This window comes from Rhodopseudomonas sp. RCAM05734 (assembly GCF_052658035.1).
Genome location: NZ_CP199742.1, coordinates 3,055,188 through 3,078,576 on the forward strand (window position 1 = coordinate 3,055,188; position 23,389 = coordinate 3,078,576).

A 23,389-nucleotide genomic window follows, 5' to 3' on the forward strand; every position below is an offset into this window, starting at 1 on the left:
GGTGATCGGATTTTATTCCGGGTCCTTGTTACACGCTCTGGCTCCCTGGGGACTCGGAAAGCTGGCTGCGGTTGCGGCCCGTCGCCGGTCACCCGTTCGAAAGGAATTCGCTTGAGTCACTTCGCTTCGAAGGTCAATCCGGTGTTGTTCATTGCCGAGATTGGCGGAAATCATGAGGGTGATTTTGCCTACGCCCAGCGGCTGATGCAGCTTGGGCTCGAATCCGGCGCTGACATCATCAAGTTCCAGATCTATTCCGGCGACACGCTGGTCAGTTCGCTGGAGCGGCCCGATCTCAACAAGCACTTCAAGCGCTTCGAACTGTCCGCTGAACAGTATATCGCCCTGGCCGAGACCTGCATCGCGGGTGGGGCCATGTTCATGGCCTCGGTCTGGAACGCGGCGGCGATCGAATGGATCGACCGCTACATCCCGATTCACAAGGTCGGGTCGGGCGATCTCACCTGCACCCCGCTGATCCGCAAGCTGGTTCAAACGGGCAAGCCGATCATTCTCTCCACGGGCCTGTCCTCGCTCGAGGAGATCGAGGCGACCATTCGCTTCGTCGAGAAGGTCGATCCGGCCTATATCAGCGACCGCAAGCTGGCGCTTCTGCAGTGCACCTCGTCCTATCCGTGCCGTGACGAGGATGTTCACCTGCTTGCCATGCAGACCCTGAAGAGCACCTTCGGGCTCCCGGTGGGGTTCTCGGACCACAGCATCGGAACCCTCGCGGTGGAAGCCGCGGTGGCGATGGGGGCGGAAATCATCGAAAAGCACTTCACCGATACGCGGGAGGGCAAGGAATTTCGCGATCACAAGGTCTCCATCACCCGTGACGAACTGCTCGATCTGATGCCGCGATTGCGCCGGATCGTCATCCTGCGCGGCGGTGCCACGAAGCATCTCACCGTTGCGGAGTCCGACGCCGCGCATCAGTTGTCGTTCCGGCGGGCGATCTATCCGCTGCGCGACATCGCGGAAGGCGAGATTTTCTCCGAAAACAACCTGACGGTGTTGCGGCCCGCGCACGGGTTGCCCGCCAACCGCTTCGACGAGGTGGTCGGCAAGGTCGCCAAGCGCGCGCTCAAGGCGCATGAAGTGCTGCGCGAGGAGGATGTCGGCTGATCCAGCCGGCAGAGCAAGACGATGAAGGATCCCCTGGTTACCGTTTACGTCACCAACTTCAACTATGGCCGCTACCTCAGGATCGCGCTGGAGAGCGTGTACCAGCAGAGCTTCAAGGATTTCGAGCTGATCATCATCGATGACGGCTCGACCGACGATTCCCGCGCCATCATCGCCGAATATGCCGGTCACCCGCAGACCCGCATCATTCTGCAGGACAACAAGGGGCTGAACGCCACCAACAACATCGCGGTCAAAGCTGCACGCGGCAAGTACATCATGCGCCTCGACGCCGATGACTTTCTCAATGAGAATGCGCTGCTGGTGATGACCAACATGCTGGAAAACGACCCGGAGCTCGCTCTGGTGTTTCCGGACTATTTTTATGTGGATGACAGCGGCACGGTCACCGGCCAGGAGCGCCGCCACAATTTCCAGCGCGATGTGACGTTGCTGGATCAGCCGGCGCACGGCGCCTGCACGATGATCCGGCGCGACTGCCTGATCGAGGTGAACGCCTATTCGGAAGGCTACCGTGCCCAGGATGGATATGATCTCTGGCTGAAGATCATCGACCGCTACAAGGTCGGCAACATCGATCTGCCGCTGTTCCACTATCGCCGTCACGGGGAGAACCTGACCAACAACCAGGAGTTCATCCTCCGGACCCGCTCCGAGATCCTGAAGGCCCACGTCCGCCGCGCTGATCGCGCGCCGTTGGGGACCGTCTGCGTCATTCCGGTCCGCGGACGCGCCATCGACGCGCAGTGCATGTCTTATGAGATGCTGGCGGGGAAGAGGCTGATCAACTGGACCATCGATGCGGCGCTAGGCGCCGACAATCTCGACGAGGTGATCGTCTCGTCGCCGGACGAGCGGCTGCTGCAATCGATCGCCAGCGAATATGGTGACCGCGTCGGCCTGCATCTGCGACCGCGTGAACAGGGCCTCGAGAACGTCTCCTACGACGAGGGGGTGTTCGATGCAGTGGCCCGGCGCAAGACATCGGGCCCGGTCGATGCCATCATGCTGCTGACCATCGACGCCCCGTTCCGGAGTTCGTTCTACGTCGAGAAGGCCATCAGCGTGATGCAGGTGTTCAACGTCGACGTGGTGTTGGGGGTGCTGCCCGACAACGATCTGTTCCTGCAGCATGACGGTTCGGGGTTAGCGCCGATCGGCACCAATATCATGAAAGGCCCGCTGCGGTTCGAACGCGATTATATCTACCGACATGCCGGCGGCGCGGTGCTGGTGCGGAAATCGTTCTACGAAAATCACTTCCGCCAGCCGCTGGAAGGCCGGATCGGGCATTTCGTTCTGAGTCGCCACGGCGCCACCTCGGTGCGGACGCCGCTTGATCTGAAGATTGCCGAGGCGATCCTCGACTACGAAAATGGGCGCTGAGCCATGTGCGGGATAGCGGGCTATATCGGTCGCAGCCCGCCGCCGGACTCGGCCGTTGGGACGTGCCTGGATACGATGCGCCGGCGTGGTCCGGATGCCTCGGCCAGTTACCGGCATCGTCTGCACGATGACTGGCACGTCTGTTTGCTGCACAGCCGGCTGTCGATCATCGATCTCGACAGCCGCGCCGACCAGCCGATGCAGCGCGACGCTCGCACCATCGCCTTCAATGGCGAGATCTACAATTACCTCGAACTGAAACACGCGCTGCAGAAGCAGGGTGAACGCTTCGTCACGGCAGGCGACACCGAGGTGCTGCTCGCCGGCCTCAACCGGTCCGGCACGGACTGTCTCGATGAGGTCGAGGGCATGTGGGCCTTTGCCTGGTACGATGAGGCTACCGGCGCGCTGGTGCTGTCGCGCGACCGGTTCGGCGAAAAGCCGCTCTACCTGATGGAAGGCGACGGCGGCTGGTATTTCGCATCCGAAGTCAAGTTTCTCATGGCGTTGTCCGGCCGGTCGCTGACGGTCGATACCGACCATCTGATGCGTTATCTGGTGAATGGCTACAAGGCGCTCTACAAGGCGGATGCGACATTTTTTGAAGGCGTTCGCGAGCTGCGCTCCGGCTGCGCGCTCACCCTCCGTCCGGGCAAGCCCGCGGAAGAAGTCCGGTACTGGCGGCCGGTGCCGCGCCCGAACGACGCGATGAGCTTTGCGGAGGCCGTAGCGGGCACGAAGGATCGGCTGATCGAGAGCGTCCGGCTGCGGCTGCGCGCCGATGTGCCGATGGCGTTCTGCATGAGCGGCGGCGTGGATTCCAATTCCCTCATCTCGATCGCAAAGCGGGTGTTCGGCTACGACGTGCACGGCTTCACCGTGATGAATACCGACGCTCGCTACGAGGAAAGTGCCACCGTCGATGCCGTGGTGCGCCAACTCGGCATCAGGCATGTCGCATTGCCGCTGCAGACCGATGGATTTCTTGCCCGGCTGCGCGAGCTGGTCGCCTATCACGACGCGCCGATCTACACGATCTCCTATTACGTGCACTGGCAGCTGATGCAGAGGGTGGCCGAGCACGGCTACAAAATCTCGGTGAGCGGCACGGCCGCAGACGAATTATTCACGGGCTATTTCGATCACCACAACGCCTATCTGGCGGAGGTCGCCGGCGACCCGACGGCCCATGCCGAGGCGCTGGTCAACTGGCAGCGCCATATTCGGCCGGTGGTTCGCAGTGCCGATCTGCAGGATGCCGATCTCTACGTCCGCAACCCCGCTTACCGCGATCATATTTTCGGGTCGGAGCGGTTCGCCGGCGCATTTCGCGCGCCGTGGCAAGAAGCCTTCAGCGAAACGGCCTATTCGCCAAGCCTGTTGCGCAACCGCATGCTCAATGAACTGTTTCATGAAGCCGTCCCGGTGATTCTTCACGAGGACGATCTGAACGCGATGTATTTCTCCATCGAGAATCGCTCCCCGTTTCTCGACCGCAATCTGTTCGACTTCGCCTATTCGATCCCGACCCGTCATCTGATCCGCGGCGGATACGGCAAGGCCGTGCTGCGCGAGGCGGTACGCGGCATCGTTCCCGACGAAGTGCTCGATACGCATCGCAAGGTGGGCTTCAATGCACCGCTGCTGGATCTGCTGGATACGTCGAATCCCGCGGTGATCCGTGAGATCATGGCGGATAGCCCAATTTTCGAATGGGTCGAGCGCAGCTTTGTCGCTGCGCTTCTAACAAAAAAGACATTCCCCAACAGCGAGAGCAAGTTTCTTTTCAACTTCCTGTGCGCCAAGTTCTTTCTTGAGCAACATGCAGGCGTGAGCGGAGTGGGCTAAATGGAGAAATTCGGCAAACCCAACGGGCCACTGCTGGATGCGCGCGGACACCTGCTGACGGTCGCCGGCAACGACGCGCTGGTCGCCCGAACTCAGCGGATCTACGACTGCTATCGACGCCAGCCGCGCCGGCTGAGCTGCAAGATCTGCGATCATGCGCTGGATGCCGCGCCGGTGTTCGAGAAGTTCGATATTCCATATTTCCTCTGCGCTTCCTGCGGCCATTTCAATGGTGGCTTCGAGGATACACCGGCATTCAACGATTTCCTCTATACGGGGGACGCCAGCGAGGGCATGACCGCGGACTATCGCGAGGACAGCCGGGAGGCGTTCTTCCGTCGCGTCACCGATATCTATGTGCCGAAGGCCGGATTCCTGTTCGAGGCGATCGCCGCTGCGGGCGACGATCCGGCGAAGCTGCGTCACGCCGATCTCGGCGCCGGATCCGGATATTTCGTTGCCGCGCTGCGCGATGCGGGTGTCGCCGATCCCGCCGGTTATGATGTTTCGGCCGACCAGATCGCGCTCGGCAACAGGATGCTCGGCGACAATCTGCTGCATCCCCACGCGATGGACGAGCTGAACCATCTCGCCGCCACCGTCGAAGCCGAGGTGGTATCGCTGATCTTCACACTGGAGCATCTCGAGCAGCCGCGCGAAATCATCGCTGCGCTTCGGGCCAATCCGCATGTCAAATATGTGATGATTGCCGTACCGACGGTCTGCCCGACGATGTTTTTCGAACTGGTGTTTCCCACCGTGTTCGAACGGCACCTGTCCGCCCACACCCATGTCTTCAGCGACGGATCGCTGCGCTGGCTGGCGGAGTACGGTGGCTTCGAGCGGGTGGCGGAATGGTGGTTTGGCTCCGACGCGATGGATATATTTCGCGACGTCGCGGTCCGCATGCGCCAGGCTGGCCAGAGCGAGGCTGCCCTGGAAATGTGGACCGCAATGATGCGTCCGATCATTGATGACTGGCAGATGGCGGTCGATGCGCGCAAGCTGTCGTCGGCGGTGCATCTGGTGCTGAGGAAGTCCGCGACCTCTTAGCGATCATCTGTTTTTAGCGAGCTAACATGAATGCCAGCGTCGAAAATCCCGTAACAGCCGGTGTGGCCGTCGAAGGCGGGGTACGCAAGTATGCTCCCTTCACGTTGCGCCAGGCGATCCGTCGCCGGTGGATTACGCGTGGCATCGGCCGCATCGGGAAGGACGTCTATGTCGACCGCAATGTCGAACTTTTGCGCCATCCTGAGAATATCGAGCTCGGATCCAGGGTGATGCTCAAGGAAGGCGCGCGGATCTGCCCGACCAATCCGCAGGCGCGGGTTTCGATTGGCGACTGGACCACCGTCGGTTATCACTGTTTCATCTTCGCGACGCTCAGCATCGAGATCGGTCCGGACTGCCTGATCGCGCCGTTCTGCTATCTGGTTGACTCCGATCACGGAATTGAGCGGTCCAGGCTGATCCGCGAACAGCCGATGCGCTGTGAGCCGATCCGGATCGGAGCGGGGGTCTGGCTCGGCGCAGGCGTCACCGTGACAGCCGGCGTGACCATCGGCAACGGCGCGGTGATTGGCGCCCGCTCGGTGGTGACCGAGGATATTCCAGCGTTTGCCATTGCGGTCGGATCGCCGGCGCGCGTTGTCAGGTATCGCGAATGAAGGTCGGCGCAGTCGTGCTTGCGCGGCTCGATTCCCGGCGGCTGCCTGGCAAGGCACTGCTGGAGTTGAACGGCCGCCCGCTCATCCAATATGCCTTCGATGCCTGTGCGGCGACCGCGGGCATCGATGTCACGGTGCTGGCGACGTCGGATCGAGCGGAAGACGACCCTCTTGCGGCATATGCCGAAGCGCACGGCATCGGATGTTTCCGGGGTGACCTTGACGATGTGGCGGGGCGTTTTCTCGGCGCGCTGGAATTCTATAACCTGGACGGTGCGCTACGTTTCAATGGCGACAGCCCGCTCAACCGTCCGGCCTTGCTGGGTCGGGCCGTATCGGTTTTCCGCGGCGGCGATTGGGATCTCGTCACGAACGTGCCGGGGCGGACATTTCCCTTCGGCATCAGTGTCGAGGTGGTCGGTGCGTCGATCATGAAGGCCGCATGCGCTGCGATGACGGACAACCTGCATCGCGAGCATGTGACCAAGTTCTTTTACGACATGCCGCAATTCGCTCGGACATTCCACATTGTCAACGAACTGCAGGGCATGACGGGGCTGCAACTTGCCGTCGACGATGTCGCCGACATGGAGCGGGTCGGATGGATCCTTCGCCGATTGCCCGCGCCATTGTCCGATGTGTCGCTGGCGCAAATCGTCGAATGTGCGCAGCAGTATGACCGCGGCCTGAACCGCTGAGATCGCTATCCGGCGTAGTCAGGCCTTGACGATCTTGTCGCTGATCACGCCATAGCGGCTGCAGACATTTCGGGTATCGACCACCACAGCAGAATGCTCCACCAGGCCGGCATAGTCGATATCGTCATGATCGGTGGCAATCAGTGCCGCATCGTAGGCGCTGATTGCACTGGCTTCGAGGCTGACCGAACGGCGCCCGGCAAATTCCGGATGCTCGCGCGTCCGCGGAATTTCGGGAATGTAGGGGTCGGAATAATCGACCATTGCGCCGCGCGCCTCGATCAGTTCGATCAGCTTGAGGCTCGGGCTTTCGCGAATGTCGTCGACGTTCTTCTTGTAGGCCATGCCGAGGATCAGGATCTTGGCGCCCCGCATCTCCTTGCCGGTCCGCGCCTTGATGGCGTCTTCCAGCCGGGAAACGACATATTCCGGCATGGCCGAGTTGATCTCGCCGGCGAGTTCGATGAAGCGGGTGTCGATGCCGAACTGGCGGGCTTTCCAGGTGAGGTAGAACGGGTCGATGGGGATGCAATGCCCGCCGAGTCCTGGACCGGGATAGAACGGCATGTATCCGAACGGCTTGGTTTTTGCCGCCTCGATCACTTCCCAGATGTCGATCCCCATCTTCTCGTAAATGACCTTCAACTCGTTCACCAACGCGATATTGACGGCGCGAAAGATGTTCTCGGTCAGCTTGACGGCTTCCGCGGTGCTCGGAGAGGAGACGGGGACCACCTTGTCGACGAAGCTGCCATAAAAGGCGGCGGTCAGGTCGGTGGCCCTGACGCATTGGCCGCCGAGCACCTTTGGGACCGCGGAAATGGCGAAGGCCTTGTTGCCGGGGTCGTGCCGCTCCGGGGCGAAGGCCAGGAAGATGTCTCGGCCTGGCTCGAAGCCGTGGTCGCGGAAGATCGGGACCAGGATATCGATCGTGGTGCCTGGATACGTCGTCGATTCCAGAATGACCAGTTGGCCCGCGCGCGCATGCTTGGCGATGGCCTCGGCGGTGGCGACGACGTAGGATAGGTCCGGATCGCGATGGCGCCCGAGCGGCGTCGGCACGCAGATGGCGATGATATCGCTGCCGGCAATATGGCTGAAATCGCTGGTCGCACTGAACTTGCCGGTCTTGACCATGGCCGAGATGTCGGCGGAGGGGATGTGCTTGATGTAGGATTGCCCGGCCAGCAGCCGGTCGACCTTGTCCTGGTCTGTGTCGGCCCCGACGATCGGGAACCCGCACTCGCTGATCGCGCAGGCGAGGGGAAGGCCGACATAACCCATGCCGCAAACCGTCACGACGGCCGTGCGCTCGGCAATCCGCTGACTGAGGCGCGCGTGATGACCGGCCGCAATCGGCTCGATCCTGTCGGCGGTGATGCTTTTGCTCATGAATCTGACCAGTTGAAACGGAATGTCGCGTCGGCGGGAGGATGGGGGTCCGGCGATGGACGCCGGAAATGGCTGCTGCGGCAAGCAATATCCGCCACAAGCGAGCCAAGCAACCCGTGCGCGGCGGCGAATCCGCGAGGCCTCTGCAGGTTTTGCGCGCAGCGTCCGTGTCATGCTCCCGAACGGCGCCGTTTCCGGCCCGACCTGGCTTTCAGCATTTGGGCTGGCGCTGGGCCAACCCATTGTTTATACGAAAATTCCTGGTTCCGGTCGGCAGCTGCCGGCGCGCGGAACGGGCCCGCGAGCCCCGATCGACTGAAGAGACCGTTGTCATGCAGTATTGCACCAAATGCGTTTATCCGGCGGTGGCGGCGACGCCCCTGACCTTCGATTCTCACGGCGTTTGCAGTGGCTGCCGGATCGGTTTGAACAAGGTCAAGATCGACTGGGACGAGCGCCGGCAGATGTTCGTCGATCTGATCGACCAGTATCGGACGGACAGCGAATATGACTGCCTGTTGCCGGTCAGCGGCGGCAAGGACAGCTACCGCGCCGCACATATCGCCAAGGAATTCGGCCTGAAGGCGCTGCTGGTCACCTATCACGGCAACAACTACCTGCCGGAGGGAGAGACCAACCTGCAGCGCATGCGCGAGGTGTTTCCGTTCGATCACATCGTTTTCCGTCCCTCGCAGGACGCGCTGATCCGCCTCAACCGCGCCGGCTTCATCAAGACCGGCGACATGAACTGGCACTGCCATGCCGGCATTTTCACCTATCCGATGCAGATCGCCGTCAAGTACAAGATCCCGCTGGTGTTCTGGGGCGACCATGGGTTCACCGAACATGGCGGCATGTACACCCACAACGATTTCTTCGAATTCACCGCCAAGGATCGCTACGAGAACGGTCTCCATGGCTTCGACTGGTTCGATTTCGAGAATGTCGAAGGACTGCGAAAGAAGGATCTGCAGTTCCTGATGTACCCGGACGACGCGGCGATCATGGATGTCGGCCTGCGCGGCATCTACCTGTCGAACTATTTTCCCTTCGATGGTCACATCAATGCGCAGATCGCGCGCGAGACCTATGGCTGGCTCGAGGCGCAGCAGTCGTTCGATCGCACCTACCGGCGCGTCTCCAACGTTGACGACATGCATGAGAACGGCGTTCACGACTACATGAAATTCATCAAGCTGGGCTACGGTCGCGCTTCCGATCACGCGCAGTACGATATCCGCGCAGGACGCATGACCCGCGAAGAGGGCATCGCGATGGTCCGCAAATACGATCATGTGAAGCCCAGCGATATCCGTCGCTGGCTGGCCTACACCGGCATGAGTGAGGACGAGTTCGACGCGATCGCCGATACCTTCCGCAATCACCGGGTGTGGTCGATCGAAGACGGCCAGTGGGTCAAGGAAAACGTTTGGGGCGGCAGATCGGCCTACGGGCCGGTGCGTGGTTTGCCAGCATGGGCCAAGGCAGCATGAGTTTTACACCCGAAGACATTCGCCCGGCCGCTCTCGAGGAGGGCAAGGCGCGCGAAATCCAGCGTGACATGGACTGGCTGCTGGAACGCCGCGCCGATTTCGTTGCGGTGAAGTGCCCGGCATGCGGCGGCGCGGGGCAGCCCGCCTTCACCAAATCCGGCTTCAGTTTCGAGGAATGTCCGTCCTGTCGGACCGTGTTCATGTCGCCGCGCGCGACGGCGCAGATCATGGGCGAATTCTACGGTCGCTCGACCAATTACGAATACTGGGACAAACATGTTTTTCCTGCCTCGCGCGACGTGCGCAAGAACAGGGTGTTCAAGCCGCGGGTCGACCGCATCCTCGCTCTGAGCGCCGAGCGCGGCATCGAAACCGGCGTCGCGATCGATGTCGGTGCCTCGGTCGGCATCTTCTGCGAGACTTTGCGGGATGCCGGGCGCTTTCGCCGGGTCGTGGCGCTGGAGCCCAATTTCGCTCAGGCCAGCACCTGCCGGCGTCTGGGCCTGGAGACGCTGGAAACGGATTTTTTCGAACTCGACACGTTTGACGAGCCCCTCAACCTGATCACCGCGTTCGAGGTCATCGAACATCTGTTTTCGGCCGTCGAGTTTCTCGCGCGGTGTCACCGTCTGCTGGCCCCGAACGGAATGGTCGCGGTGACCTGCCCAAACCAGCTCGGTTTCGACATCCAGACTCTCGGCACCGATTCGCTGAGCTTCGACGTCGAACACGTCAACATGTTCAACCCGGCGGCGTTGACGCGCCTGTTCGAGGAGAACGGGTTTTCCGTGCTGGAATGCACCACGCCCGGCGCGATGGATGCATCCATCGTCCGCGACGCTGCGGTGGCCGGTCAGTTGTCGCTGGACGGACAGCCGTTCCTGCGCGAGGTCCTGCTCAGCCAATGGGAGCGTCTGGGTCCTCCATTTCAAGCCTTCCTGCGAGATAACGGGTTGTCGTCCCACATGTGGTTGGTCGCCATCAAGCGTTAGCCTGATGACGTCGCGGCGTGCGGTCGTGCCGGCTTGGCCAAAGTGATTGAAATCTCCGCTCGTCCGGGGTTGGATGTGGGTGACCAGCCTGAGCTCGGTCAAACCGGGGCTGCGCCATCGATGAAGACTCAGTTTTGTGCGGGCCATGCTCTTCCTATGCCGGCCGCCAGCCGGCGCATGGGGGCTGAATCGCGATGGCGATGGCAGGAATTATCGACTCCGGCATCTGCAACCTGAGCTCCGTGCTCAACGCGGTGCGTCTGCTGGGGTTCGCGGCGGAGAGCACGAGCGATCCCGACGCGCTGCCGCGTTATTCCCATCTCATCCTGCCGGGTGTCGGCAGCTTTCCAAAAGGCATGGAGTCGCTGCGCGCGCTCGGCATGGACCAGTCGATCATCGCGGCAGCGGCGGCCGGCAAGCCGCTGCTGGGTGTGTGCCTCGGCATGCAGTTGCTGGCAGGTGAGGGGGCCGAATTCGGGCCGACCCGGGGCCTGGGGTTGATTCCCGGCAAGGTCGATCTGTTGACGCCGTCGTCGGCGGAATTCCGTCTGCCGCATATCGGCTGGAACGATGTGAAGCCGGTGGGCGACTTCCGGCTGTTCCGCGACCTGCCGGATCCGGTACCCAGCTTCTATTTCGTGCATAGCTACGGTTTCAATGCCCCCTCGGCGGCGGAGGTGTCGGCTCTGACCGATCACGGCGGTCCGGTGGTCGCGGCCGTGGAAAAGGACAATGTCTATGGCGTGCAGTTTCATCCCGAGAAGAGCCAGCGCTGCGGTCTTGCGCTGCTCACGAATTTCATGACCCGATGCTGAAGCACCGCCTGATACCGGTTCTGTTCCTCAAGCACGGCTGGCTGGTGCGCAGCGAAGGCTTCGAGCATCATCAGAACCTCGGCAATCCGATCGCCCAGGTCGACCGTTACAACTCCTGGAACGTTGATGAACTCGTGTACATCGACATCACGCCGGACGACACCTACGACACCAAGCGGGACGATCTCGGCGGTGCCGGTTCGGTCAATCCGGGCACGTTTCTGGACATCGTACAGCTTGTGGCGTCACGGTCGTTCATGCCGCTGACGGTGGGCGGCAAGATCCGGACGCTCGAAGACGCACGCCAGCGGCTCCGGCTGGGCGCAGACAAGATCACCATCAACACCCAGGCCCTGGTCGATCCGGACTTCATCGATGCCTGTGCCAGGGAGTTCGGCAGCCAGGCGGTCGTCGTGGGAATCGATGTGCGTGGGAGCAGTCCCGACAGCTACGAGGTGTTTTCCCACTCCGCGCGGACAGCGACCGGCTGGAGCCCCGCGGAATGGAGTGTCGAGGCCGCCCGCCGGGGAGCTGGCGAGATTTTGTTGAACGCGGTCGACCGCGACGGCGCAGGCCGCGGCTATGATCTCCAACTGGTGCGCAGCGTGTCGGCCGCCTCGCCGGTCCCCGTCATCGCGCTCGGCGGCGTCGGTGACTTCGCGCATTTCGGCAAGGCCATCACTATCGGTGGCGCGCAGGCGGCAGCCGCTGGCAATATCTTCAACTTCAAGGAACACAGCTATCCGCTGGCCAAGCGCCAGATGAAGAAGGAAGGCATTAACGTCCGCTAATAGCAGTATAGGCGCCAGGCCCGGGCCATGAAAATCCCTCCAGATCAATAGGCCGTAACAGGATTGGCGATCGTATCTGCTAGATAGGCGCCAAGTTGATGGATGCGCCATCATTCAGGCCGGTTTGCACCGGCGAAACGCACATTTGCGGTCGATCCGATCTTTGAGAACATCGGGTGTAGTGACGCGCTTGGTATCTAGCTGTCTCGCTATTGGACATTGAGATCCATCTGTTCTAAATTGAGGTTTATTAATGGTCTGATCGATAGTGCGGGTGTAAGCCACGCAACGTTGTCAAGAAAGTTGCAGATTTCCTATGACGATTTCTTCGGCGGGTCGTACGGCTGAACTTTGCGGCTCGCGACCGGGGAGGCTTGAGACATTCATCGTTTCCGCATTGCTTGTTATGGCGTGCGTTGGCATTACCCAGCTTTTATCTGTTCGGTATTTTGTCGGTGCGGGCGACTCGGCCAGCATGATTGACCTCGTCAAGCAGGCCGCGGCCGGTCACGGTCTCGTCGATTCCAGCTTTAATTCTGCAAACGATCTGTGGCCGCTGCTTGGTGCACTCGCTGAAAAGTACTGCAGCTCCGATTTCATTCCGCGATTTCGGGGTGCCAGCGTCATAACGTGGCATCCCTACTGGATGACGTTTCCAATCGCTGCTCTCACTTTGATTCCCGGTGTGAAGGCGGCAAGCGCCGTTATGGCTCTGTTGGCTCTCAGTCACGTGGGTGTGTTTGGCCTGCTCTGGTGGTTCTTGCGCCGGCAGGGCGTCCCGCTGATTTTGGTAATCACGTTTTGTGTCGCAGTTTTCGTCTTCAAGCCATGGGCCGAAAGCGTGCTCGGTCAGCTATATTTCGACAGGCTGTTCATTCTTCCAGGAACGGCGCTCATTTTGCTTACTCATTTACGGCTGACTGAGAAGGCCGGCTCATTGCTCGCCATTGTGGCGCTGGCATTTGTGTGCGTTCTCATTTCGGAACGCCCAGCCTTGATGGTCGGCGTTTTCCTGATCGGTTATCCCTTTCTGCGCAAAGGCTGGAAGGTCTTCGAGGAGCGTGATTGCCTGACATTGATGGGCGCCGGGCTTGCTTGTCTCGCTTACGTGTTCATCTACACAAAGTTCGTTCAGGAGAGCCCCTATTTGGTGAGTTGGACGAGCATGGCGGGGATGATATCCGCGCTGCAGTCAGCGTTGATACAGGGCGGCGGGCTTTATCCGGCAACGATGAAGCTGTTCGCGGTGATTGCCCCGTTCATTCTTCTGGCGGTGTTCGACTGGCGCATGTGCTTGATTGCGATCGGCGCGGTTGTGCCGAACCTGCTGGTCAGCATCGGCGGCGCAGAGAAGTATGTCTTCCTCACGCACTACCATATGCCATATTTGCCATTTGTGCTTGCCGGTGCCGCGTTGGGGTTGGTGAGGCTCTGGTCAATGATCAGGCCCGAGCCCAATCAAGGCGGGGGTTTCAGCTTTGCAACCATCCGCGCCGGCTTTGTGATGACCGTGTTGCTGGCTGCAATCGCCGCCTACAACAACTGGTTCAATCACACCGATCTCAGCCGCACGTTTGTCTTCAACAATCCGGTGGACCCCGTGTTGCCGCGCGCTCTCGTTCCCGGATTCCCTAATCCATGGGTTGCTGGATCCCTGGCCATGCGCGAATTCTCGAGGGAGTTTGTGTCCGCCATTCCTGAGGGAGTCGCGGTATCTGCCCCTGAATGGATGTGGCCGTCGCTTGTCGATCGCGGCGGCATTACAATCGATTTCCTGCCGTTTGGCGTCGGTATGGACTCGTTTGTGGTGATGACTTCCGCCCGCATGTCCGATGGCAGTTATCAACTTCAAGTCCAATCATTCCAGTCCGAGGCCGAGGCCGCAAAAATTCGCGTCTGCGTCCAGGAGCGTGTCGATCGGACTTACAATCTTCTGAAACAAGCAGAATACGGTGGTCTGCGCTTCGAGATCTACTCGAAAAGATAGCTACTTATCGACCTGAGCGGGCAGCTAATCGGCCGGGGACTTGGTTGGGGATTCTGCGAAAGTCCAGGCGGAGTTAATTATGTAACTCATCACCGGATAACAGACCGTTATACATGCCGTTACGATCAGATGATCGTAACCCCATGCGTAACGGGCAGCGGCCATTGCTGCGCTGCTCAGAACAAATAGGCTCGCTGAGACGACGAGAAAGCGCGGCAAAGACTGCCGGTGACCGCCGGACACCTCAAACGTATAGCGATGATGTCCCAAGTAAGAAAATAGCAGAGAGACTGCGACGCCAACGGTATTAGCGGCGACCGGATCCATTCCGATCGGTGGGCGTCCGAGCATAGTCGTCGTGACAAAGTACAGCAGGGTCGCAATGATGCCGACGATGCCGAAGCGGCTTATCAGGGCTAATCGTTGTTTGTTGGGTCCGGTACGCAAACGTATATCTCGTTCCTGCTCGGCTTCCGTTTTCCGTTCGATACATTCGACCCGACGTCATGGGGCCGCCGAGACAAGTCGTCCGGTCTTTTTGCTCAGGCGCCTAAACTGATCCCGGGAATAGCTGATTAACCAGTCTTGATCTCTCGTGATCGGTTCGTCAGGCTCGCGCGGTGACGAAATGAGACTGGGCGAGCCATCGCGTCAGTATGGTAGCCTCGAGCGCCGGTTCGACCGCTAGGATGGGCGACGTTAGTCCCTTTGGAAGGCCCGGCAACAGGAAGTCTTTCGTACGAACGGAGACGTCGTGCCATCCAGCCGCCGGCAGCGCTACCCTCAGTTCGCGCGGGGTAAAGGCCATTTCATCCGGCTCGAGCCGGGCCCAGCGGCGTCCCATGGGCGTACCGAAGATGAATGCACAATACGGATTGAGAAAATTTGGTTCGATGAAGGCCAATCCACCGCCGGGCCTTGTCAGGGATTTGAGGGAACTCAAAACCTGCGGGAGCCGCATCACCAGATGATGCAGAATGCCGTTTCCGCAGACCATGTCGAATTCACCGAACGGAGGAGGGGTCTCGCCCAGAAGGTCGAACAATTCGAAGCGCAAATTCGGAGCGGCATGCCGCGCACGCGCTTCAGTGATAAATGCCGGGCTAATGTCCACCGCGACAATTTCGGCGCTTGAATTCGCAGCCAGGTAAGCTGCCGTTTCGCCGGTGCCGCTTCCGATTTCAAGCACACGTTTCGCACCGAGATGTTCGATCTGGGAGACGAACCAATCGCTGCGCCGGCGCATCCTCAGGGGGGTCGAGCCTACAGGTCGGAACACCTGGTTGAAGCCCTGTTCATCCCGCAATGCGATTTTGGACATTTTCAGATCATCTTCTTCGCATCGAGACCATAGCCCAGAGGGTCTGCCAGCGAGCCCCAGCGGAACCACAACGACAAATGTGCAACAGCCAGGCCTATCGCTGCTGCCAGCCCTATGATCAGGACCAAGGGTAGCCGCCAGATCAAGGCAACCGATGGCTTCAAAAGCCGCATGCAGACGACAATGAGTTTGTTGGCTATGACTGATAGATCATCGCCTCGTTCCTGGATGGTCACTTCTGAAAAATTGCAGAACATGTCGGTGAGGCGATAGGGAGTGAATCGGTGGTAATCGTGCGGAGCGTGATGAACGCGCGCGGAAAACGGGACAGTTGCCACCAAGGTACCATTGGGGCGAAGAACACGGTGCATTTCGGCGATCAGGGCTTCCGGACTTTTCACGTGCTCCAGCACTTCCGTACAGAGAATGTGATCAAAGCTCGCATCAGGAAACGGAATGTGAACTCCATCGAAGGCGATGATATCCGAACTCTGCGTCATTCCGAATTCGTCGGCGAGTGGGACGTCAATGCCCGTATACTTGCAACCCGGCGGCAACAATCCGCGAAATGGCATCTCACCACAGCCCACGTCGAGCACTTTGCCCTGCATCTTCGCCAATCGGGGCTTCAGAAAGCGGAAACAGGTCAGCAGCTGCAGGTCCAGAACCATCCGGGTTCCGAACGCAACGGATCCTATCAAGCCCGCGCGACGCTTGATCGGTATCGGTTTGAATTCTTCTGAAAAACGGGCACAATCCATCGTCACTTTATGACCCAATCGACCTTTCATGTCCACCGACGGTGACTCGAGCCAGCCGGTAACGCCGCGCCAATAAGTGCGTTTCGGGCGAGCCGGCTGGATGTGCAGCAGACGCAGTTCGATGAGATGCGTGACCAAGAAGACGCCTGATCAGAAGGTTTTTTGTTCGCATCTCGCATCCGCTTGGTACGGCGGCGATCGCCGTGACAGAGCGATTTGTCCGTGGTATTCGATATTTTAGCTTGAGAAGGAAAGTGGTGGTTCGATGATTTTGGCCGACAGTGATCTCAACAGAGCGAGGTCCCGTCTCGTGGAGATGCATTATCGCGCTCGTGCTGGCCACCTCGGTGGCAACCTTTCCTGTATCGATGCTATGATGGTCATCTACCACGAATTCATGACACCTGAAGACAGATTCATTCTTTCCAAGGGGCATTCGGCCGGTGCGTTGTATGTAACGCTTTGGACATTAGATCGGCTGACCGATGCTGATCTCGCCAGCTTTCATCAGGACAATACTCTGCTGGGCGGGCATCCGCCTCCGAAAGGGATTGCGGACGTCCTGTTTGCAACAGGCAGCCTTGGTCATGGTCTCTCCCTTGCCGCCGGACTCGCTAAAGCTGCGAAACTTCAGGGGCAGACGCGGCGAGTCTTCGCATTGACGTCCGACGGAGAATGGCAGGAGGGCTCAACGCTCGAGGCGATTATCTTTGCGATCCATCAGCGTCTCGATAATCTGACGATTCTGGTTGATCATAATGGATTGCAGGGGTTTGGCTCGACCGAGGCTGTCGCATCCATGAACCCTTTGGGTGAGCGCCTCGCAGGATTCGGAATCGAAACGCGCGTCTGTGATGGCCATGATCCTTCGTCTATCCGCGAAGCCCTTTCACAAAAGCAAAACGGCCCGCTTCTGATTGTTCTCAACACTGTCAAGGGTCGCGGTATTCCAAAGGTAGAAGGCCTGATGGAGAGTCACTACTTGCCGCTTTCAGCCGATCAATATTCAGGAGCGCTTGCAACTTTTGCGACGGCATCATGAGAGACGAACTGTGCCGGCAGCTGGTTGTCCGCTCCGTAAACTCACGCATGGTTTTTCTGACGGGTGATCTTGGGTTTATGGCCCTGGAGCCATTGCAGGAAGCGATGGGGGAACGCTTCGTCAATTGCGGTGTGGCCGAGCAGAACATGATCACCGTGGCTGCTGCTCTTAGTTTTGAAGGCCTTGAGCCTTGGACCTATACCATTGCGCCATTTTGCTACGCGCGGGCCTTTGAGCAGATCCGTAACGACATTTGTATCCACGGCTTGCCCGTCAAGCTCTTAGCAAACGGCGGGGGCTATGGTTACGGTGTGATGGGTCCGACCCATCACGCTCTTGAGGATTATGGCATCCTCCTCACGCTGCCGAAGATGAAAGTATTCGTTCCGGCATTTACCGAAGATGTCAAAGACACAGTGGCGCAAGCCGGTGATTTTCAAGGACCGGCCTATATCCGTCTGGGCCGTGGCGAAAAGCCCGCGGACTCTGTCGTTCCCGGCTATGCGCCGTGGCGGCGTCTTCTTGAAGGTGACGCTGGCGTAATGGTCGTGGTCGGACCGCTTGTCGGGCCCGCTTGGGGAGCCTTGCGGGATCTTGATTCTTCCGAGCGGCCCGCATTATGGGTCGTGACCGAGTTGCCTATTGAGGCGAACCCTCCGCCGGCAGAATTGCTTGAGGCACTTGAGCGCACGCGACGACTGATGGTTGTCGAAGAACATGTCGCGCAAGGAGGATGCGGTCAACAAATGTGCCACTGGGCCATGAAATCTGGAATAGGTATTGATCGCTTTCGCCATCTGTTCGCCCGCGGCTATCCGAGCGGTACTTATGGTTCGCAGAATTTCTTGAGACTTCAGAGCGGTCTGGATCCGCAAAATATTGCAAATGACGCGAAAGCGCTGGCGAGATAGATGACCGAGATAGCTGATTACGTCCGTGCGTTGCGCGGACCGATTGTAGTGCTTGGCGCCGGCGGTTTCGTCGGCGCAAATCTGTTGCGCATGCTGCTGAAGTACAGAACGGATGTGTTCGGCGTTGTTCGGAAACTCCCGGCCTGGCGTCTGGATGCGATTGATCGTCGACACATTCTGGAGATCGACATCAACGATCTCGCAGCAACGCGCAACATGATCAGCAGCATTCGGCCGTCGACCGTATTTGATTGTGTAGCCTACGGCGCATATTCCTTCGAAACTGATTACGCGTTGATCTATCGCACCAATTTTTCTTCGCTGGTGCAACTGGTCGAGCTTCTCGCGGAAACCGAGTTCACTGCTCTCGTTCATGCGGGAAGTTCGTCGGAGTACGGGCTCAACAGCGCCGGCCCGAAGGAAGAAGAAGCGCTGCAGCCGAACAGCCATTATTCCGTTTCGAAGGTGGCTGCGAGCGATTACCTGTCGTTCGCCGGAAAGGTGCGCCGTCTGCCGGTCATCAATCTTCGGCTGTACTCGGTGTATGGACCATTCGAAGATACGTCGCGGTTGATCCCGAACCTCGTGGCCAAGGGAATGAACCGGGAATACCCTCCCTTCGTAAACCCTGACATCTCGCGCGACTTCGTCTACGTCGACGATGTCTGCGAGGCGTTCATTTTTGCAGCGGCCAAAATCACTCCCGATCTGTATGGCGAATCCTTCAACATTGGAACTGGTCAGCGAACGACCATTCGTGAACTGGCTGACGTGTCGGCCAAGGTCTTCGATATTCCGACCCAGCCCAACTTTGGAAACATGGCTGGTCGAGCCTGGGATATGTCCAATTGGTACGCCGCTCCGGCAAAGGCTGCGCATGAACTGGGCTGGAAGGCTCGCGTCGGACTCGAGGAAGGCATCAAGCTGACGTCCGAATGGTATCGCACGATCGGCAATACTGAATTTCCCGCCAGGACCAAGCTTGGCGTAGGCACTCCGCGTCGGAGCATCTCGGCAATTATCGCTTGCTATATGGACGAGCAGGCGATCCCGATCATGCATCAGCGGCTGACTGCCGTATTCCAGAAGCTCGACGTGGATTATGAGATTATTTTTGTCAATGATGGCAGTCCCGACGATTGCGCTGGCCGAATCCAGGAATTGTCAGTTTCCGATCCGCATGTATTGGGCATCGTGCATTCGCGCAACTTCGGCTCGCAGATGGCGTTCCGGAGCGGGATGGAAATGTCGGTGATGCAGTCATGCGTATTGCTCGATGGCGACCTGCAAGACCCGCCGGAGCTGATCGAGCAGTTCTATGAGAAATGGGTTGAAGGCGCCGACGTGATTTACGGGCGGCGAATCAAACGCGATATGCCGTTCATTTGGGGTCTGCTCTACAAAGCGTTCTACAGAATATTTTCCAAGCTGAGCTACGTTACCATTCCGCACGATGCTGGAGATTTCTCGCTGATCGACCGGCGCGTTGTCGGGTGGCTGTTGCACTGTCCCGAACGAGATTTGTTCCTACGTGGCCTGCGTGCTTACGTGGGTTTTCGCCAAACCGGCGTCGATTATATTCGGCCGAAGCGGATGTTCGGAGAAAGCACGAACAACCTCATCAAGAATCTGGAGTGGGCGAAGCGGGGCATCTTTTCATTCAGCAATGCTCCGCTGAAGCTTCTGTCGGCTGGTGGCGTTATTTTGCTCGGCGTCTCTATCTTCGCCAGCATCATCGTCGTCGCTATGAGGCTGCTGTTTCCCGAAAGCGCACCGCGAGGCGTGACGAGCCTGCTCTTGGTGGCCTTGTTTTTCGGTGCACTGAACCTGTTCTCCGTTGGTCTTGTTGGTGAATACATCGCCAAGATTCTGGAAGAAGTAAAAGGAAGGCCACGGCTGATACGCTCGGGGATCATCCGCAATGGTGAAAGAAGCCAGTTGCTGCCTGACGGCTCCGTCACTCCATAGCCAGTGGCCTCGCAGGCCGCGCTGAATGCCGACGTGAGGTCAGTGTCGTTGGCACCGAATCATGAGGTGCGAGGGGCGCATGAGCTGCGCGGCGATCCGCTGGTCGAGCCCACGGTTACCTCTTCGCGAGCGGCAGGTCGTCCGAAGGGAAGGCGAGGCAACTTGCCCCGCAGATTGAGCGATTGTACCCCCGCCGTCAGATAGGCAATTGGTAGATCGCCAGTCGCCCGATCCGATTCAGCAAGGTCGCTTTGGCGCTGAGGTAGAGGCCAGCCGACTTTTCCAGTGCAGACAAACCGCTGGTGTCGAACACGACATGGGTCGGACGTACCCTGGTCATTAGCGATGCAAATTGTTCCTCTGTCGTGACGGACGCGAACTCGGTTCCAAAGGCAGTATTGTACCAAGCCGAGTAGATCGCGATTCCGGTCAGCAGGCCGCCGAAAGGATTGCCGACGTAGAGAACCTTTGCCAGCGGTCCCGCGGCTTCGTTGAGGATGCGGTTGGCGATCCGTTCCGGAGCCTGGCCGAGTTCGAGCTGGCGGCGCAGGTTCTCGCTGCAACAGGCGCGCAGGTCGGAGACGCCGAGGATCCAGCCGCCGGCCGGCATCTTGTAGACGTTCAGCAGCGCCACCGCGGCAATGACGATTGCCAGCGGAAACCGCATCAGCCGGATCTGCCGAAGGTGGTCGATGGCCACCGCGACCACAACGACCAGCAGCGGGAAGAAGATCAGAAGGTAGCGCAGATACTGGGTCTTGACCGACAGCATGACGATCAGGAACAGGCCGAAGCCGCCGCAGAACAGCGCAATGCGGTCGCGGCGCTGGATCGCGGCGAAGATGCCCGCCGCGAGGAACACCAGGAACGTGAAGCCAAGTGCGCCGTTGTAGGCCTCGACAAAACCGCCGGTGGCGAAGGTGGCGTCGTACAGGAAGGAAGGCGAGAATTTCCCGATCCAGCGGCTGTCGACGAATTCGACTGGCGGGAAGAATGGTGATTTGAAAATGTTGTTGAACAGCGGGAGCACCGGATTGCCGGTCTTGGTCCAGGCGTAGAGATACGGCCACAGCGCGGCGCCGATGCCTGCGGCCGTGATGATGGCGAAACGGGCCAGCGGGCGGGGCGCCGTCCTGGTCCGAAACAGCAGAAAGGCGGCAAGCGGCCCGAGGAGCGCGGCGACGATGGCGCCGTGCAGTTTCACGGCCGATGCCGCGGCGATCAGGATGATAATGGCCAGATAATCGGCGATCCGTATCCGGAAATTTGCAGCGATCAATACCAGAACCGTCGTCGTGATAAACAGGGCAGCGGTGTTTTCGACGAATAAGGTTGCCGACTCGATCAGTGTCAGCGGCACGGATACCAGCAACGCGACGGCCCAGATCGCCGAACTGCGCGCGCAGCAGCGTGCGGCGATCTGGAAGGTTACCAGACAGGTGAACGCGAAAGCGGTGAAGTTCAGCAGCCGTGCGGCTGCTTCGCCCTGCAGCAGGAACATGTGCGCATACAGCATGTCCGCGCCGATCGGCGTGTAGGCGAATGCATAGTTTGCGACATCATAGCTCCAGGCGCGGTGGGCTGAGATGTAGGAGGGAATGTACAGATGCATCGCCATGGCATCGAAGTAGCGCTCGGGCAGCGCCACCATGGCGAGATGAAACGACAGGATCACGACCGTGAAGACCAGGCCGGCCAGATAGGCGAGGCCAGGGCGGTTCGGCGATTGCAGCCGGGTGAATGCCGCCGCGGTGCCGGCCCGGAAGTCGCTCCGGATTCCCGGGCGTGCGAGAGCGAGGGCGATGGGCACCGCCAGAATGAGGGTGTGCGTGGCCGTGGTGTTGACGGGAACGCTGGCCAGCAGTGCAAAGCCGATGGCGAAGACCGCCCAGCCTGCCACGATCGTCACCACCGCGGGCAGGTTGTTGGTGACGGTGCCGGCCCGTGATAGCAGGAATGCGCCGAGGCACCACGAGGACAGGAGAAAGGCGAGCACGATCGCTGCCGGAGCGGGGCCGCACAGCGCGGCGGCGATGAGGACGATCAATAGGCCCAGCACGGTTTCGGGCCGCAGCCGGAGACGGACGGCCACGATGCAGGCGGCGATGCCGGCGGCTGCGACGCCGGCGAACAGGAACTGCGTTTGCTGGATCAGCGAAGGCTGCCACAGAACCTCGGCCAGCAGGCCGGAGCGGACCAGCCCGAAAATGCCGAGCGCGACACAGGCGATCAGGGCCAGCGAGGGAATGTCGCGAAGCATCGCCAGCGCGCTGCCGCCAGACGGAGGCGTTGAACGCGTGGGGCCGGCAGTCGGAACGGTCTGCTGGCCGCGGGGCGCCTTGATCGCGGAGCGCCGGTCGGTTTGCGGGCGTGTTGCCACGATCGGCAGGCTCCACGGATACCTGTGCAGGATGCCCCATTTCGGAATGTCCTGATCGAACACCTGGACATCGACGAAGCCGGCATCGGCGAGATGTTTTTCCACCGCACTGCGCGAATACACACGCATTTCGAGCGTGGTGCCGGGGCCGCCGTGGAACACCAGATTGCGATGCATGGTGTACTGGCCGTCGACGGCCCGATTGACGAGCACATACTCATCGCCGAACTGCAGCGTGCGGTAGTCGTCCAATTCCGGAAAATGCTCGACCGTTTCGGGATTGTTGGTGAACGGCACCGTGAGCAGCAAGGTCCCGCCCGGCTTGAGCACGTCGAAGGCATGCTGGAAGGCCGTCTGCGCGGGCGGCGCGACGTGTTCGAACACCTCGGTGGAGATCATGAAATCGCAGGTGCCGGCCCGGTCGCCGACCGGCGCGCAAATATCGAAGAACGGCTCCTGATGGAAGAACGTATTGGTGTAACCCAGCCGCTCGGCGATGGGCTGTGCGTAGCCGAGCCCGTCGGACAGCCCGATGCCGACGATGCTGCGATCCGCCGGAAATTCCGTCACCGGCATCGAGCGGCCGAACAGCGCCATGCTGAGAAGATGAGCAATGCTGCGAATGCGTACCGAAGAGTTGCAGGTCGGGCATGAGGCGATTTCGCGGTCGATATTCTCGACCGGGCAATTCTTCACCTCGGTCCCGCAAACATTGCACTGAAAGTCCATTTGATTCCTCGAAGAGGTAACGATTTTCGGAGAGACCGCGGGATTGGACGTAATGT

At 59.8% G+C, this 23,389-nt stretch carries 19 protein-coding genes; 14 read left to right on the top strand and 5 right to left on the bottom strand.

Annotation, left to right across the window (positions count from 1 at the left end):
• Window positions 1–111: 111 nt before the first annotated feature.
• Genes ACUXVA_RS14535 through ACUXVA_RS14560 form a run of 6 tightly spaced genes read left to right on the top strand, consistent with a single transcriptional unit; the run spans window position 112 to window position 6,751 of the window.
• Window positions 112–1,128 (top strand): N-acetylneuraminate synthase family protein, encoded by a 1,017-nt coding sequence (locus ACUXVA_RS14535; RefSeq protein WP_445492862.1) that lies wholly within the window; start codon window positions 112–114, stop codon window positions 1,126–1,128.
• Window positions 1,129–1,149: 21 nt separating this feature from the next.
• Entirely contained in the window at window positions 1,150–2,535 is a 1,386-nt protein-coding gene (locus tag ACUXVA_RS14540; RefSeq protein ID WP_445492864.1) for a glycosyltransferase family 2 protein, read from the top strand.
• A 3-nt stretch (window positions 2,536–2,538) separates the two neighbouring features.
• On the top strand, window positions 2,539–4,383 hold the full coding sequence (gene asnB, locus ACUXVA_RS14545; protein WP_445492866.1) for an asparagine synthase (glutamine-hydrolyzing): 1,845 nt from the start codon (window positions 2,539–2,541) through the stop codon (window positions 4,381–4,383).
• Entirely contained in the window at window positions 4,384–5,436 is a 1,053-nt protein-coding gene (locus tag ACUXVA_RS14550; protein ID WP_445492868.1) for a class I SAM-dependent methyltransferase, read from the top strand.
• A 26-nt stretch (window positions 5,437–5,462) separates the two neighbouring features.
• The gene (locus tag ACUXVA_RS14555) at window positions 5,463–6,053 is read left to right on the top strand and encodes an acyltransferase (protein WP_445492870.1); all 591 of its coding nucleotides are present in this window, start codon (window positions 5,463–5,465) and stop codon (window positions 6,051–6,053) included.
• A complete protein-coding gene (locus ACUXVA_RS14560) occupies window positions 6,050–6,751 on the top strand; it encodes a cytidylyltransferase domain-containing protein (RefSeq protein ID WP_445492872.1) in 702 nt (233 codons plus the stop codon). The genes ACUXVA_RS14555 and ACUXVA_RS14560 overlap by 4 nt, the downstream gene beginning before the upstream one ends.
• Window positions 6,752–6,769: 18 nt before the next feature.
• On the opposite strand, the gene ACUXVA_RS14565 is transcribed toward ACUXVA_RS14560, so the two are convergent.
• Window positions 6,770–8,107, bottom strand: a complete 1,338-nt coding sequence (locus ACUXVA_RS14565) for a nucleotide sugar dehydrogenase (protein ID WP_445493292.1) — start codon at window positions 8,105–8,107, stop codon at window positions 6,770–6,772.
• Between the two features lie 368 nt (window positions 8,108–8,475).
• Between ACUXVA_RS14565 and ACUXVA_RS14570 the strand changes: the two genes are divergently transcribed.
• The 5 genes from ACUXVA_RS14570 to ACUXVA_RS14590 all read left to right on the top strand — a co-directional run bounded on the left by ACUXVA_RS14570 (window position 8,476) and on the right by ACUXVA_RS14590 (window position 14,221).
• Window positions 8,476–9,636 carry an N-acetyl sugar amidotransferase gene (locus ACUXVA_RS14570; RefSeq protein ID WP_445492874.1) on the top strand — a complete coding sequence of 387 codons (1,161 nt, stop codon included), beginning with the start codon at window positions 8,476–8,478 and terminating at the stop codon, window positions 9,634–9,636.
• Window positions 9,633–10,628 carry a methyltransferase domain-containing protein gene (locus ACUXVA_RS14575; RefSeq protein WP_445492876.1) on the top strand — a complete coding sequence of 332 codons (996 nt, stop codon included), beginning with the start codon at window positions 9,633–9,635 and terminating at the stop codon, window positions 10,626–10,628. Before ACUXVA_RS14570 ends, ACUXVA_RS14575 begins: the two co-directional genes overlap by 4 nt.
• 200 nt (window positions 10,629–10,828) lie before the next feature.
• The gene (gene hisH, locus ACUXVA_RS14580; RefSeq protein WP_445492878.1) at window positions 10,829–11,443 is read left to right on the top strand and encodes an imidazole glycerol phosphate synthase subunit HisH; all 615 of its coding nucleotides are present in this window, start codon (window positions 10,829–10,831) and stop codon (window positions 11,441–11,443) included.
• A complete protein-coding gene (gene hisF / locus ACUXVA_RS14585; protein ID WP_445492880.1) occupies window positions 11,437–12,234 on the top strand; it encodes an imidazole glycerol phosphate synthase subunit HisF in 798 nt (265 codons plus the stop codon). Before hisH ends, hisF begins: the two co-directional genes overlap by 7 nt.
• Window positions 12,235–12,550: 316 nt before the next feature.
• Entirely contained in the window at window positions 12,551–14,221 is a 1,671-nt protein-coding gene (locus tag ACUXVA_RS14590) for a hypothetical protein (protein WP_445492882.1), read from the top strand.
• 24 nt (window positions 14,222–14,245) lie between these two features.
• Here ACUXVA_RS14590 and ACUXVA_RS14595 read toward each other — a convergent pair whose 3' ends face one another.
• The 3 genes from ACUXVA_RS14595 to ACUXVA_RS14605 form a co-directional block, all read right to left on the bottom strand.
• A complete protein-coding gene (locus ACUXVA_RS14595; RefSeq protein ID WP_445492884.1) occupies window positions 14,246–14,668 on the bottom strand; it encodes a GtrA family protein in 423 nt (140 codons plus the stop codon).
• A gap of 160 nt (window positions 14,669–14,828) precedes the next feature.
• A complete protein-coding gene (locus tag ACUXVA_RS14600; protein ID WP_445492886.1) occupies window positions 14,829–15,542 on the bottom strand; it encodes a class I SAM-dependent methyltransferase in 714 nt (237 codons plus the stop codon).
• 2 nt (window positions 15,543–15,544) lie between these two features.
• Window positions 15,545–16,441: a class I SAM-dependent methyltransferase gene (locus ACUXVA_RS14605; protein ID WP_445492888.1), complete on the bottom strand. Its 897-nt coding sequence runs from the start codon at window positions 16,439–16,441 to the stop codon at window positions 15,545–15,547.
• A gap of 127 nt (window positions 16,442–16,568) precedes the next feature.
• Between ACUXVA_RS14605 and ACUXVA_RS14610 the strand changes: the two genes are divergently transcribed.
• From ACUXVA_RS14610 to ACUXVA_RS14620, 3 genes are read left to right on the top strand one after another with little or no spacing between them, the layout of a single operon-like run.
• Window positions 16,569–17,345, top strand: a complete 777-nt coding sequence (locus ACUXVA_RS14610; protein WP_445492890.1) for a 1-deoxy-D-xylulose-5-phosphate synthase N-terminal domain-containing protein — start codon at window positions 16,569–16,571, stop codon at window positions 17,343–17,345.
• The gene (locus ACUXVA_RS14615; protein ID WP_445492891.1) at window positions 17,342–18,256 is read left to right on the top strand and encodes a transketolase family protein; all 915 of its coding nucleotides are present in this window, start codon (window positions 17,342–17,344) and stop codon (window positions 18,254–18,256) included. The genes ACUXVA_RS14610 and ACUXVA_RS14615 overlap by 4 nt, the downstream gene beginning before the upstream one ends.
• Window positions 18,257–20,224, top strand: coding sequence for an NAD-dependent epimerase/dehydratase family protein (locus tag ACUXVA_RS14620; protein ID WP_445492893.1), 1,968 nt, complete (start codon window positions 18,257–18,259; stop codon window positions 20,222–20,224).
• Between the two features lie 196 nt (window positions 20,225–20,420).
• Here the strand turns inward: ACUXVA_RS14620 and ACUXVA_RS14625 are convergent, their stop codons facing one another.
• A complete protein-coding gene (locus ACUXVA_RS14625; RefSeq protein WP_445492895.1) occupies window positions 20,421–23,333 on the bottom strand; it encodes a methyltransferase domain-containing protein in 2,913 nt (970 codons plus the stop codon).
• Between the last annotated feature and the right edge of the window lie 56 nt (window positions 23,334–23,389).